This is a genomic window from Actinomadura sp. NPDC047616, assembly GCF_040642915.1.
Classification (GTDB): Bacteria; Actinomycetota; Actinomycetes; order Streptosporangiales; family Streptosporangiaceae; genus Spirillospora; species Spirillospora miaoliensis.
This window is the reverse complement of the sequence record NZ_JBEYTB010000004.1, coordinates 294349-308327: the sequence shown is the minus strand read 5'-3', so window position 1 is coordinate 308327 and position 13979 is coordinate 294349. Positions and strand designations below refer to the sequence as shown.

The window sequence follows — 13979 nt, the reverse complement described above, 5'->3', positions numbered from 1 at the left end:
GTGCAGGTGATCGTGTGGAGTCGAGGGCAGGCGGTCCGGCCGCACCGGGCGGCCATTGCAGCCGTCCGGTGCGGCCAGCGGGCCGGACTAGTCAGCCGCGCTTTCGCGGTCCGAGCCCCGAGGCCGTGGGATGGGCGTGCCGATGAGGACCTTGGCCAGCAGCAGCTGGGCCAGGTCGTCGGGGTCGAGTGCGCCTTCGATGCCTGGAGCCCACAGCGTCTTGTGGTGCTGGCGCAGAAGTTCGACGACGTCCCACATGCTGGTGCTGCCGAAGGTGGCGGCGGCCAGGTCTCCGATCACCACGGCGTCGAAGGTGTCGGTTGCGAGGGCGTCGATCAGTGCGCGTGCCTGGGGCCGCTGTCCCCAGGGCCGGTGGGATTCCGGCGGGACGTCGGCGGTCCAGTGGCGGGTGTAGGTGTCGAAGTACTCGACGACGATCTCCCCGCCACATGGCTTGATCACCTCCCGCGCGACGGCGCGTTGCTGGGCCCGCTGGACGTGGGCGATGCGGCCGGTGTCAGCGCGTTGCGGCGTGCAACCGTAGAAGGCGAACCGCGCCGCCGCGCGTGCCCTTTCAGCGTGGACCTCGCTTCCGGTCTGCTCACGGTGGTCGGTCTTCCGGAGCGGGGTGCCTTCAGGACTGGTAAGCGACATGAATTTCTCCGATCGATCGTTGCTGGTCTGAATCTTGTGACCACTCCGTGCAGACACGTCCGACAACCTGGCCGCACTGAAGAGAGCGGTTGCGGCTCTCGTGGCGCGTGGCCAGGTGCGGTGTCCAGCCAGGCGCCGTGCACCGGTCCCCCACCGTGCCGACATAGCAGGCAGACCAAGGGCGCGGCAGGAAGGGTTGCTGGGCGATCATGCGAACGGCGGCGGTCACGGGCGCATGCACGCTCGCCTCATCCGCGAATGTCAAGGCTCCGCCAGCGCGCCACACCTCCAGCAAGTCGAGAACGCCCCGACTCCCCGCCAGTCCCTCTGGAACAGTCATCACGAAGTGCGCAGCAGGCACAGTGATGGCGGTTGCGGCCAGGCCTACTGTTGTCACCGCGGGGAAAGGCACTTGATGCGCCGCCGAAGTCAACGGCGATTCCGTCAGCCAACGACGTGCGGAATGGGATCGGTTCGCTTACTCGCGGTCTGTGTTGAGGTCGGTGGTGCGCTGGAATAGCAGCAGGTCTTCGTGCGCGGTCGCGCAGGCGGGGATGCCTTTGTCTCGGGCGCGGCGGGTTTCGAGCATCTGGAAGAAGGAGGCCCGATTGACCAGGCCACCGTCCCGCAGTCCGCACAGCAGCGCCACGAGCCGATCGGTCAATACCAGCCCGGCACGTTCCGCTGTCTCGGTGACGCGTCCGGGGAGGTCGATCAGTTCTCCTTTGACCCGAATGGGGCGGACGGTGACGGCGACCACCCCGAAGGGCTGGAGCAACTGAGTACAGCCGGCGAGGATGCGCCCGAACCCGTCCAGCAGTTCGTCGAGGCCGCGGTGGGCGAGGTTGCCCGGATCGGTGGAGTAGCGGTGGTTGGTCTTCTCGATCTTTCCGCCGCCGTTGTCACGTCCGGATCTGACGTGCCCGTGCGTGTGAGATCCATAGGGTGGCGAGGTCAGCACGAGCGCGACCTTGCCGCGTAGTTCGGCGAACACGGTGGCGATGTTGCGCGCGTCCCCGCACACCAGCCGCGCCGTCCCCGTGGCACCTTGGGCTTGGGCGTGCCGCAGGTTCCGCAACGTCAGGTGCGCGAAGTCGGTCTCGTACTCCATGCCCGCGGCGTCGCGGCCCAGGTGGATCGCTTCCACCAGTGTCGTTCCGATCCCGCACATCGGGTCGAGAACCAACTCCCCGGGGCCGGTGTAGTCGGTGATGACGTGGGCGGCGATGGCGGGCAGCATGCGGGCCGGGTGCTTCATCGACTCGGGCACGTACCGGCCCTGGCGCTGTTGCCGGGAAGGTCGTTGCGCGGTGACCAGCACCGAGAGCCTCCGACGGGCCGGCACACACGGTTCCTCCGCGACGCGTTGAGGGCGTGAACCAGAGCCCTTCATCGGCCTGCCCCTTGGCCGCCGGTACGGGCTGCAGACGATTTGGTGAACAGGCACACATCGGCATGCACACTGACAGCCGGTGGCAAGGCGCGTGACCTGATGTCACGAAGCTGAGCCACTTGTGTGGGACTGGCCTGGAGGAGGAGTTCGTCGCCTTGGACGGGGACGCGCAAGGCGATGACGTGCTGGGAGTAGCGGAAGCCGAGTGTTCTGGCCTGCCGGATGATCTGGGGTGCCGGGTCGACCAGGCGGCCCCTCTCGTGACGGGCCGTGGTGATCAGAGCGAGGTGGCCGCCGCGGCGCAGGGTACGCCAGGCCGCCAGCAGGAAGCCGTCGATGCGCAGTTCGCCACCGGTCAGGGCGTCCGACAGGCAGCCTGGGCACCGTCCTGTACCGGCGGGGCGGCCGAGGGAGTATGGGGGCGGTGCCGCGATCACCAAGGCCACCTCGCCGGCGAAGTCTGCCAGACCGCGATGCATCTGATCGGGACGGCAGGGACGCATCGCGATCCTCGACAGCTGCTGTGGTGAGCAGTCCGCGCGAAGGCGTCCACCGATGTGCTGGGCCAGCGGGAGATGGGGCACGCAGGCGATCGCCCGGCGATCGAGTTCGGCGGCCGCGCGCAGGGTGGCGTCGCTGGAGGTGAACGCCTCGGCGACGACACCCCCTTGGGGTGTGCAGGTGGAGATCAGCTGGCGGGCGAGCTCGGTCCCCACAGCTCGCGTGTGGCGCAGACACAACCCGGTCTGCTGTTGGCCTTGGCTCGCGGTGGTGGTGCTCGTCTCCTGGGCGGTGTCGGGGCACAGCCAGACGGTCAGCGGTAGCAGTTGCCTGGTCTTGGCGTTGATGCCGGACCGCCGGTTGTTCGGGTTGGAGGACCCGAAGCTGGGTGGTGAGTTCATCGTGGGGTGACCCGGCGCGGTCACTCGATCCCTGTCGCACCTCTAAAAGCCCGGCCGGGCAGGTTCTTTTCGGGCGCCTGTCGTAAAGAGTCCGCCAAGCACCTGGACGAATCACCCGAGTAGGGTGATTACCGCCGTCAACGCCCACGGCCGGGGCATTTCTCCTCGATGCGTGGACGTGGGATCGGCGACTTAACAATGCTTTACGAGCGTCCTCTGGGGCGGCAGTCGTGGCTGGTCAGGGCGGGTTTTGGGACTTGTCGCAGGTTTACTCAGCGGTCCAGCCAATGCTCCCGTACCCGGGGTTTCTGCAGGTCAGGGCCGAACTTGAGGGTTACGGGGTTGTTTCTCGCGCGGAGAGAGGGCCTCGAACTGGTCCCGAAAAGGCCCCAAGGAAGTCCCGAACGGGGGTGGAGGACTGGCGGCGTCCGATCCACTCCGCTCAGCTTCGAGGGGCCTGTCATGCACTCCAACCTCACCGCGACCGAGAAGCAGTACGACGCCGCGCGATGCAACGCGCTTGATCTCGCCGACCAGCACTTCAACCTTCTGGTGAGCGGCCCTTCGCCGCTGAGCCTCGATGGGTCGCTCATCGGGCATGGTCTTCCGGCCCGGGACATCGATCTGCGGGAACTGCGGGCGATCCTGCTGCATCCAGCCACGGACCTGTCCGCGCGCGACGCCGCCTGGCGAGAACTGGTTCACCGTTCCCGGTCGGACGGGCCGGCGTGGACGATCGGCTGTGTCGGGGTGGCCATGCCCGGGCTCAAGCAGGTCACCGCGCGCCTGCTGCGCGGCCTGCTCGCAGCGCACGCCGAGGACGTCATCTCCTCGCTCCTGACCGCGTTCGTCGCCGGTCTGGCCAGCATCGACCTGGAGCGTCACTCGATAGCACCGCGGTTGTTGTGGGCGGCCAGGCGCGCCGGCGTGAAGACCTGCCGCCAAGAGGCCACCTGCGTCCCCCTCACTACTGAGACGCTGCCGATGATCGCTCCGCGGCCGGTGGGCGGGCATGAGGATCTGGTGCTGGCCGACGCCGTCCGCCAGGGCGTCATCACGGCCGAGGAGGCGGAGCTGATCGGGGTCACCCGGTTGGAGAAGATTCCGCTGAGTGTCTTCGCCCGTGAGCGTGGTGAGGTGCCGCGACGCCTCTACGACCGGCGTGAGCGGGCCGAAAAGCGGCTCGTCGCGGCCATTCAGGACGGCAAAGTCACGGCCAATTCTGCTGGTCTGGATCGGAATCCGGGCTGGTAGCGGGGCTTTCAGAGAGCGACAGGGAAGTCCGCGGGGCGTCGCGATAGGCCGGCTGAGGCGGCCGCTCGATCCCCGTCGCACACCGCTCATCCGAGGACCTCGAAGGAGGACACCCGGAAGCCCGGCCATCGCGGCCCCGCGGACTCCCCTGGCCCAGGCATTTCCTCCGGCTTCGTCAACTCGTGGGAGTTGCTCAATGCAATCAGATCCGTCTCGGCGGCAGTCGGCGCGGCGAGGGGTGAGCTGGATCCGCCTCACCGGGGCCGTGGCGCTGTGGTGTGCCGGTGTCGGCGCCTGGGTGGCGTTGGCGCCACAGGTGGCGGGCGCAGCCACGAACCTGGTCGCGGTCGCCGACCTCAACCAGGTGATCACCAACCTGCGGAACGTGCTCGTCGGCCTGCTGGTGGGGTTGGCGACGCTGTTCGCCACCATCGGCGGCGTCCGCTACATCCTGGCCGGAGGCGACCCCGGCGAAGTGGAGGCGGCCAAGAAGACACTCAAATACGCCGCGCTCGGCTACGGCATCGCGGTCCTGGCCCCCGTGCTGGTGCAGATCCTGAAGAAGATCGTGGGGGCGTGAATGGCCGACCCTCGCTCCGGGCGCTGGGTCCTCCTGGTGATGATCTTGGCCGCCTTGATCGGTGCCGCGATGCTCGCTACGGGCGTCAGCTCAGGCTCCTCGCAGGCTGCCGCTGCCAGCACGGGAAAGCATGCGGCGGCTGCCCCAGCGTCGCCTGGGCCGTCACCGACCACACCGCCCAGCAGTCAAAACTCCCCGCCAGCGACGACGCCGGGGACCGTGACACCGTCGCCACCGCCTGCCGGGGCGGGGCAAGGTCAGGCGGGGGCGTCCTGTCCGGGGAAGACGAAGGTGGAGACGCGGCCGTTCAGCATCAAGCCGCAGATGATGTGCGAGGTGTCCCCGGGCAAGTGGGTGCCGATCGATCCCTCCGCCGCCAAGCCGCTCCCCGGGCAGGCAACCTGCCCGGGGAAGCAGAAGCTGGTCTACAACCTGGGTGCACCGATGCCGCAGACGTTGTGCGAGGTTTCGCCGGGCAAGTGGGTGCAGGACCCCAGCTCCCCGTACAACAACAGCGGCACACCGCCCAAGAAGTGCGGCTTCGGCGACCTGGGGTGCATGGCCGGCGACGCGGTCACCGGATGGTTCCGGGACCTGGTGGAGTCGGCGTCCAAGCCGACCTTCGAGTTCCTGTCGGCCACCGTGCTGGGCACCCCCGAGATCGACTCGCCGGAGATGAAACGAGCCCGGGAGCTGTGGGGCACCTCGCAGTGGATCGCCAACACCTGCTTCGTCCTGATGATCACCATCACCGGGATCCTGCTCATGGCGGGCCAGTCCCTGCCAGGCGAGTTGTCGCCCAAGGAACTGCTGCCGCGGCTGCTGCTGGCGTTCCTGGCCACAAACCTCAGCCTGATCTTCATCGGGCACGGGATCTCGCTGGCCAACGGACTGGCCAAGGCGTTCCTGACCGCCGGAAGCAGCAAGATCGACCCGGCGCAGGCGGGCACGGTTCTCGGGAACGGCGTCGAGGCGTCCATCAACACCGTCGGCACCTTCTTCGTCCTCGTCGCATTGGTGGCGGTGGTGCTGGCGCTGATCGTGGCGTTCATCTACGTCGCCCGGCTGGCCATCACCATGGTGCTGATCGCCGCCGCGCCGCTGGCCCTGATGTTCCACGCCCTGCCCATGACCGACGGCATCGCCCGGCTGTGGTGGCGCGGGATCACCGGGATGCTCGCCATCCAGGTCTGCCAATCACTGGTCCTGGTCTCCGCGCTACAGGTGCTGTTCGCCGAAACCAAGGACGAGGGGACCTTCCACAACATCCCGACCACCAAGCAGGACCTGATCGACGTACTGCTGGTGATCTGCCTGCTGTGGGTCATGATCCGCATCCCGTCTTGGGTGGCCCGCACCATCTGGCGCTCGGCCCAGCCGCGCATGCTCGGGCAGTTGGTCAGGTCGTTCCTGGTCTACCGGACGGTCGGCGCGGCAGTCAGCACCGTCGGTCGCGTAGTGCGTGGTGGCCGAGCCACGCACACCGGCAAGCATCGGGGCGGACCGGGCAGTGGCCCACGTTCCCGTCCTGGGCCGGGCGGAGGACACCCGGGAGGGGGCCCTGGCAACAGCCCTGGTGGCACCCGTGGCAATCCCAGGCCACGCCATCCTGGCGGTGGCCCGGCGCCGGCCAACAGGCACAGCGGTGACCAACCGGAGCGGCGCCATCGCAGCCATTACGGACGGCATCACACAGGTCCCCAGCACGGGCATCGAGACGAGCGTCCACGTCCAGAGCACCGACGCGACCACAGGGCTCCTGGCGCCAGGCGGCACCCCGCGCAGCCGCAGGCGACGTATGCAACACCGACCAAGCGCGTCCCGCATGCCCAGCGCAGCGCTCCGGCTACTGCAGACGGTGGTCGGCGGCAGAGGGCGTTTCCACCAGCACAGCGCGGCGCCACACCGGCGCGGCATGTGGTGTTGCGGCTTGACCGGCCGCGGCGCCGGAGAGGAGGCAGGCGATGACCACGCCGGACGACGAGCTGCTGGTCGCCAAGATCCCTGCGGACGTGGAGATGCCCGACAAGCTCATCGCAGGCTTGACGGCCCGACAGGTGCTCATCCTGGGCGGCACCGGGCTCCTGGCCGCATGGATGTACCTCCTCGCCCAGGATCACCTTCCCCTACCGATGATCGCAGCGGTCGTGTTCCCCATGGTCGCCATTGGCTGCGCGCTCGCACTCGGACGCCGCGATGGGCTGAGCCTGGACCGGCTCGTCATTGCCGGCCTGCATCACCTGCGGCTTCGCAAGGCGCTGGTCGCCGCGCCCGAGGGAGTGGCACCGCTCCCAGCGTGGTGCAAGCTGCGCGGACGAATGCCAGGCCCGTTGGATCTTCCCGTCCGGGCGATCCGTGAGGACGGCGTCCTTGAGCTGGCCGACGGCGGCACCGCCATGCTTGTACGCGCCGGAACGGTGTCGTTCACGCTACGCACCCCGGCGGAACAGGCGGCGCTGGTGGCGATGTTCGGGCGATGGCTGAACTCGCTGGACGCACCCGTACAGATCCTGGTGCAGGCGCGCTCGGCCGATCTGGGCGGACTCATCGATCGGCTCGAAGACTCCGCTCCGCAACTGGCGCACCCCGCTCTTGAGCAGGCCGCCCTGGAACACGCCGGCTACCTGCGGGAACTGAACACCTCGCGTGACCTGCTGATCCGGCACGTGCTCTTGGTGCTCCGCGAGCAGCCGGAGGCCAAGCCGGTGCGGCGCAGCCGCGCCCGCGACGTCACCGCGAACCTGCTGGCCCGTCGCGCCGATAACGCTGTGCGGTCACTGTCGGCCATCGGCATCAACGCCGAGGTACTGCACGCGCGGGCCTGCATCGAGATTCTGTCCAGCGCTCTCTCACCGGGCGAAGCCAGGCCGCCTGGACTCGCCAGCCCTCACGACACCATCACCGCCGCGGAAGCGGACGACCGCTGACCGTCGCAGATCCTCGCTGCCTTCACATCACTACGCCACGTGGGCCAGGTGTCCCGCCAAGCATGGAAGCGGTGTCTCGATGAAGATTCCTTCGTCCCTGTCCCGGTTCGGCCGTCCCGCTGTCCAGCACCGAGCACGGTTGGCCGACTTTCTCGGGCCCTCAGCACTTCGGGTCGGTTCTCGAAGCATTCAGCTCCCCGAAGGCATGTGCGCGTCCTTCGCGATAATCGGCTACCCGCGAGAGGTCGGTGCAGGATGGCTGGAACCCCTGCTGACCTACCCCGGTCACCTGGACCTTTCCCTGCACATCGAGCCGATCCCGCCGATGGTCGCGGTCCAGCGGCTGCGCCGCCAGCTCGCCCGGCTGGAGTCCTCGTCGCGTTCCGACGCCCAGGCCGGGCGGCTGACCGACTTCGCCGCCGAAGCCGCCGCCGACGACGCAGCCGAACTGTCCGCCGCGCTGGCGCGCGGCCACGGAAAGCTGTTCCGCGTCGGCCTCTACCTGACCGTTCACGCCCCCGACCAGGACGCCCTCGACGGCGAGGTTCAGCAGGTCCGCGCGTTGGCGGCATCGCTGCTGCTGGACGCGCAGCCCACCACGTTCCGGGCCCTGCAAGGCTGGGTCACCACCCTGCCGCTGGGGACCGATCCCCTCAGACTGCGGCGGGCCTTCGACACCAGCGCTCTGGCAGCCAGCTTCCCGTTCGTCTCCCCAGACCTGGCCGCCGCCGTCGGCGATACCGCCGTGCTCTACGGGCTGAACCTCTCCAGTTCCGGCGTCGTGGTCTGGGATCGCTTCGCCCAGGACAACCACAACTCCGTCACCATCGCCCGCTCCGGCGCGGGCAAGTCCTACTTCACCAAACTCGAACTTCTCCGACTGCTCTACCAAGGCGTCGAAGTCGCCGTCGTGGACCCGGAGGACGAGTATCGACGTCTGTGCGAGGCGGTCGGCGGCACCCGCCTGCCGCTGGGCGCCAAGGGTGAGTGCTTCAACCCCTTCGACCTGCCCGCCGCGCACGGCCAAGACGCCCTTATCCGCCGGGCGCTGTTCTGCCAGACCCTCGTCTCAACGATGATCGGGGAGCCCCTGGCTTCCGATGCCCGCGCGGCCCTGGACCGCGCCGTGGTGGCCGCCTACGCGACCAAGGGCATCACCGCCGACGCCCGAACCTGGAAACGTCCCGCTCCGCTGCTGGCCGACCTCGTCGCACAACTGCACGAGGACGCCACGCCCGAAGCGGTTGAGCTGGCCGGACGGTTGGAACCCTACGTCACCGGTTCCTATCGCAGCCTGTTCGCCGGTCCGACGACGACCAAGCCGGACGGGCACCTCATCGTCTTCTCCCTCCGGGACCTGCCCGACGAGGTGAAGTCGGTCGGGGTGCTGCTGGCTCTGGACGCCATCTGGCGGCGCGTCGCCAACCCCAGCGACCGCCGCAGGCGGCTGGTCGTGGTGGACGAGGCGTGGCTGCTGATGAAGGAATCCGAAGGCGCCAAGTTCCTCTACCGCCTCGCCAAGTCCGCCCGCAAGCACTGGGCCGGGCTGGCTGTCGTCACCCAGGACGCCGCCGACCTACTCTCCACCGACCTGGGACGAGCCGTGGTGTCCAACGCCGCCACCCAGGTCCTGCTCCGGCAGTCCCCGCAGGCCATCCAGGCCGTTGCCGACGCCTTCAACCTCTCCGATGGCGAAAGAGCATTCCTATTGTCCGCCGACCGAGGCGAGGGCCTGCTGTGCGGCGGCACCGCCGGCGACCGAGCCGCCTTCTTCAGCGAAGCGTCTCCCGCCGAGCACAACCTCGTCACCACCAACCCCGCCGAACTAGCCGAACTCGAAGCATCCGGTCTCGAGAACGACGAGGCAGCCCCACTGTGACCAGGCCAGCCCACCTCCTACCCGACCTGCTGGACAACCCGCAGCAGTTCATCGACCTCCTCGCGGACCACGGCCCCACCCTCGCGGCCATCACATTCGCCGGCAGCACCGGGCTCTACGGTGCGAGGTCCTTGATCTGGCGCTGGCGCAGCAATCGGCTCAGGCAAGGCGCCCGCGTCATTCACATCTCCCTGCCACCCGCAGTCGAGCCGTCCAGCGCCGCAGCATGGTGGGCCCATCAAACGGGACTGCTCCGCCCCGCGTGGAAACGCCTGCTGCTCGGTCAACCCCATCTCGGCTTCGAGTACGTCGCCGACGCCGCTGGCGTCCGGATCCAGATCTGGGTGCCCGGCACCGTACCGCCGGGCATGGTCGAGAAGACGATCCGGGCAGCGTGGCCAGGCGCCACTGTCAAGACCGAAACGGCCACGCCGCCCATCCCCGTCACCGCAGCCTCGGCCGGCGGCTGCCTTCTACCAGCTCGACCGGAGCACTTCCCGCTGGTCAGCGACCATGACGCCGACCCGCTACGAGCACTGCTTTCTGCCGTCTCGGGGCTCGGCCAGGGCGAGTACGCCGTCGTACAGATCCTGGCCCGCCCGGTCACCGGCCGCCGACTCGCCCGCGCCCACCGGGCCGCAGCCGCCCTGCGCGGAGGACGCTCTTGCGCACCCCAAGCGTGGCTCTTCGAGCTGACCACTCCAGGTATGTCGGGCCATCCCCGCGCCGGCGAACTGGCACGCACGCATCCCGAACGCGCGGAGCAAGTCCGCGCGATCCTGGCCAAGGCCGCCCAGCCACGCTTCGAAGCGCAGATACGCTACGCCGTCGCCACCGACTCCCGCCCCGAGGCTGCCGCGCGCGGCTGGCTACGCGGACACGCCCACACCCTCGCCTCCACCTTCGCGCTCTACAGCTCCGCACACCAGCACCTCAAACGCCGCAGACTCCACCGCCCCGCCGCCCACCTCGCCGGGCGTCAACTGGGCCGCGGCTTCCTCCTGTCGGCGGACGAGCTGGCGGCACTCGCTCATCTCCCTCTCGACCCCGACGCTCCCGGAGTAACCCGCGCCGGAGCCCGCCCAGTCGCCCCCTCACCCGCCATCCCCACCTCTGGCAACGTCCGGATACTCGGCGACGCCGACACCGGCCACCCGCGTCCCGTAGCCCTTTCCGTCGAGGCGGCGCGCCAGCACGTCCACGTGCTCGGCGAAACCGGCGTCGGCAAGTCCACCCTGCTCGCCTCAATGATCCTCTCCGACGCCCAAGCGGGCAGAGGTGCCCTGGTCATCGACCCGAAGGGCGACCTGATCGTCGACATTCTCGACCGCCTCCCGCCCAAGGCCGTCAACCGCACGGTCCTGTTCGACCCGTCCGACGCGGCACCGCCTCCATCGGTGAACGTCCTCGCCGGCCCCGACCCCGCGTTCGCCGTCGACTCGATCATCACGATCTTCCGCCGCTGCTTCTCCTCCGCCTGGGGACCCCGGCTGGACGACCTGATGCGCTCGGCCTGCCTCACCCTCACCCGCGTCAACGGTCCCAAAGCGACCCTGGCGCAAGTCCCCCGCCTGCTCACCGACACCCCGTACCGCGCCCGGATCACCGCCCAGCTCAACGACGAACTGCTGTCCGGCTTCTGGGCCGACTACGACCAGCTCTCCCCAGCCAGCCGCGCAGCCGTCATCGGGCCCGTCCTCAACAAGCTCCGCGCCGTCCTGCTCCGCCCCTTCGTCCGGGACGCCCTCTCCTCCAGCGAATCCACCGTCGACCTCGGCCGTCATCTCGACTCCGGTGGCATCATCCTGGCCCGCCTCCCCAAGGGCGTCCTCGGCGAAGACGCCGCGCGTCTCCTCGGGTCCCTGCTCCTGGCCCACACCTGGCAGGCCGTCACCCGCCGCGCCAACGTCCCCGAAGCCCAGCGCCCGGACGCGGCGGCCTACGTCGACGAGTGCCACAACTTCCTCAACCTGCCCGGCTCCATCGCCGACGTGCTCGCCGAGGCCCGCGGCTACCGCCTCTCCCTCGTCCTGGCCCACCAGCATCTCACCCAACTCCCCAAAGACCTGCGCGAGGCGCTGTCGGCCGACGCCCGCAACAAGCTCTACTTCGCCACCTCCCCCGAAGACGCCTCCGACCTGGCACGACACGTCACACCCCTGCTGTCCGCCCACGACCTGGCCCACCTCGGTGCCTACCAAGTCGCCGCACGCCTGGTCACCGGCGCCGAACAAACCCGCGCCTTCACCTTCCGCACCCGCCCCCTCCCACCGGCAACCCCCGGACGCCAGGACGCCGTACGAACAGCCGCCCGCCGCTGGTCAACCCCGACCACACGCCCCACGACCCCCACGACACCCCGCGCCAAGCGCCTCCTCGCCGACCCCCGCCACCGGACGAGCCACAGCACTGCACCCAACCGACCGAGGAGGCGCGAATGACCCGACCCGCCACCAGGACACGCAAGCCCAGCGCTGCACCACCACCCCGGGTGACGGCCGAACTGCTCGCCGACCTCGCCCGCCGCCTCACCGACCGCGACCGAGACATCCTCGAACTGGTCTGGGAACACCGTGTCCTGACCACCCACCAGCTCACCGCCATCTTCTTCTCCAGCGCCACCAAAGCACGCCACCGGCTCTTGGAGCTGTACCGAATGGCGGCACTGGAACGCATGCAGCCCTGGACCCCAACCGGAACCCTGCCCTGGCACTGGGTCCTCGGCCCCGCCGGCGCCCACGTCCTCGCCGCACAACGCGGCATCGACCTTGCCGAGCTGGGCTACCGCCGCACCACCGCGCTTAGCGTCTGCCACTCCCGTCAGCTCGGCCACCTGGTCGGCGTCAACGACTTCTTCGCCACCCTCCACCGTCACGCCCGAGAACGCGCAGACGGCACCCAACTCGCCGCCTGGTGGTCGCAACGCCGCTGCGCCGCGCTCTGGGGCGACCTCGTACGCCCGGACGCCTTCGGCCACTGGGTCGAACCAACCGCCCGCGGAGAACAAGCAGGACTCGACTTCTTCCTCGAACACGACACCGGCAGCGAACCCCTCACCAAAGTCGCCGCCAAGCTCGACGGCTACGCCGCCCTCGCCGAATCCAGCGGCATCTCAACCATCGTGCTCTTCTGGCTCCCCAGCACCGCCCGCGAAGCCAACCTCCGCAAACACCTCACCGAACAACCCCGCCCAGTCCCCGTCGCAACCGCCGTCCAGACCCCACCCACTCACCCACAAGGCCCAGCCGGCCCAGTCTGGCTACCGCTCACCCTCGCAGGCCCCCGCCTACGACTCGCCGAACTCACCAGCGCCGAAGAACCCGCCCACCCCACCGACGAAGGGTGACCGATGAACATTCTCATCGGCGCCCTGGCGATCACCTTGCTCCTGATCGTCGCCCTGATCGCGGGCCTCACCGGCGCCATGTCTTCCGGCCAGGACGCACCACCCGCAGCCTGCGCCCCGCTCGGCCGACCGGTGGCCGACATCCCCGTCAACTACCTATCGCTCTACCAACAGGCAGCCGCCAAGTACGGCGTCCCATGGGAGGTCTTGGCCGCGGTCGGCAAGGCCGAATCCGACCACGGCCGATCGCGCCTCCCCGGCATCCGCTCTGGCGAGAACCACGCCGGCGCAGGAGGCCCCATGCAGTTCCTGTCAGCCACCTGGCAAAGCTTCGGCGTCGACGGCGACCAAGACGGGCGCAAAGACCGCTACAACCCCGCTGACGCCATCCCCGCGGCCGCCCGCTACCTCAAACACAACGGAGCCCCCAAGAAGCTCCGAACAGCGATCTTCCGCTACAACCACTCCCACGACTACGTGACCAAGGTCCTCGCGAAAGCCAACGCCTACGCCAAAGCCCCCGGCGCCGCCGCGCTCCCGGCAGCCTGCACCGCGCCCGCCCTACCGCCGAACGCCGTCGCGGCGAAGGTCGTCGCCTACGCCCACGCCCAACTCGGCAAGCCCTACGTCTGGGGAGCCGAAGGTCCGAACGCCTTCGACTGCTCCGGCCTCACCTTCGCCGCCTACCGCTCCGCCGGCGTCACCATCCCCCGCGTCTCCGGCGACCAGTGGAAGCAAACACCCCACGTCCGCAAAGGCCAGGAACAGCCCGGCGACCTGGTCTTCTTCAACTCCGGCCCCGGCACCTCCCCCGACAACCCCGGCCACGTCGGCCTCGTTATCGCCCCCGGCAAGATGATCGCCGCCCCACACCGAGGCACCGTCGTCCAGATCCAGTCCTACAACCGCCGCACCCTGCTCGGCTTCTCCCGTCCCGGTCCCCATGGATAGCTCGAACTATACGACGGTGACGTCGGCGTCGCCGTGCTTCTCAGGCTCAGGATGGCTCCGAGGCGAATCCAACTGCGCTGAAGCAGTGAGGCT

General features: G+C 69.1%; 11 protein-coding genes. 8 read left to right on the top strand and 3 right to left on the bottom strand.

Annotated elements, in window-relative coordinates:
• Positions 1 to 87 precede the first annotated feature (87 nt).
• From ABZ801_RS12130 to ABZ801_RS12120, 3 genes are all read right to left on the bottom strand, one after another.
• Positions 88 to 654, bottom strand: coding sequence for a hypothetical protein (locus ABZ801_RS12130; protein WP_360696396.1), 567 nt, complete (start codon positions 652 to 654; stop codon positions 88 to 90).
• 478 nt (positions 655 to 1132) lie between these two features.
• The gene (locus ABZ801_RS12125; RefSeq protein ID WP_360696393.1) at positions 1133 to 2047 is read right to left on the bottom strand and encodes a DNA methyltransferase; all 915 of its coding nucleotides are present in this window, start codon (positions 2045 to 2047) and stop codon (positions 1133 to 1135) included.
• The gene (locus ABZ801_RS12120) at positions 2044 to 2973 is read right to left on the bottom strand and encodes a DNA methyltransferase (RefSeq protein WP_360696390.1); all 930 of its coding nucleotides are present in this window, start codon (positions 2971 to 2973) and stop codon (positions 2044 to 2046) included. Before ABZ801_RS12120 ends, ABZ801_RS12125 begins: the two co-directional genes overlap by 4 nt.
• A 438-nt stretch (positions 2974 to 3411) precedes the next feature.
• On the opposite strand from ABZ801_RS12120, the gene ABZ801_RS12115 reads away from it, so the two are divergent.
• The 8 genes from ABZ801_RS12115 (at position 3412) to ABZ801_RS12080 (ending at position 13886) form a co-directional block, all read left to right on the top strand.
• Positions 3412 to 4203, top strand: coding sequence for a sigma-70 family RNA polymerase sigma factor (locus ABZ801_RS12115; protein WP_360696387.1), 792 nt, complete (start codon positions 3412 to 3414; stop codon positions 4201 to 4203).
• A 238-nt stretch (positions 4204 to 4441) separates the two neighbouring features.
• Positions 4442 to 4783, top strand: coding sequence for a pilin (locus tag ABZ801_RS12110; protein WP_360696384.1), 342 nt, complete (start codon positions 4442 to 4444; stop codon positions 4781 to 4783).
• 291 nt (positions 4784 to 5074) lie between these two features.
• Complete coding sequence (locus ABZ801_RS12105) at positions 5075 to 6751, top strand: hypothetical protein (protein WP_360696381.1); 1677 nt, start codon at positions 5075 to 5077, stop codon at positions 6749 to 6751.
• Positions 6748 to 7710, top strand: coding sequence for a PrgI family protein (locus ABZ801_RS12100; protein WP_360696378.1), 963 nt, complete (start codon positions 6748 to 6750; stop codon positions 7708 to 7710). The genes ABZ801_RS12105 and ABZ801_RS12100 overlap by 4 nt, the downstream gene beginning before the upstream one ends.
• Positions 7711 to 7915: 205 nt before the next feature.
• Entirely contained in the window at positions 7916 to 9589 is a 1674-nt protein-coding gene (locus ABZ801_RS12095) for an ATP-binding protein (RefSeq protein ID WP_360696375.1), read from the top strand.
• The gene (locus ABZ801_RS12090) at positions 9586 to 12030 is read left to right on the top strand and encodes a type IV secretion system DNA-binding domain-containing protein (RefSeq protein WP_360696372.1); all 2445 of its coding nucleotides are present in this window, start codon (positions 9586 to 9588) and stop codon (positions 12028 to 12030) included. Before ABZ801_RS12095 ends, ABZ801_RS12090 begins: the two co-directional genes overlap by 4 nt.
• A 50-nt stretch (positions 12031 to 12080) precedes the next feature.
• Positions 12081 to 12935: a replication-relaxation family protein gene (locus ABZ801_RS12085; protein ID WP_360696369.1), complete on the top strand. Its 855-nt coding sequence runs from the start codon at positions 12081 to 12083 to the stop codon at positions 12933 to 12935.
• A 3-nt stretch (positions 12936 to 12938) separates the two neighbouring features.
• Positions 12939 to 13886, top strand: coding sequence for an NlpC/P60 family protein (locus tag ABZ801_RS12080; RefSeq protein WP_360696366.1), 948 nt, complete (start codon positions 12939 to 12941; stop codon positions 13884 to 13886).
• The last annotated feature ends 93 nt before the right edge of the window (positions 13887 to 13979 follow it).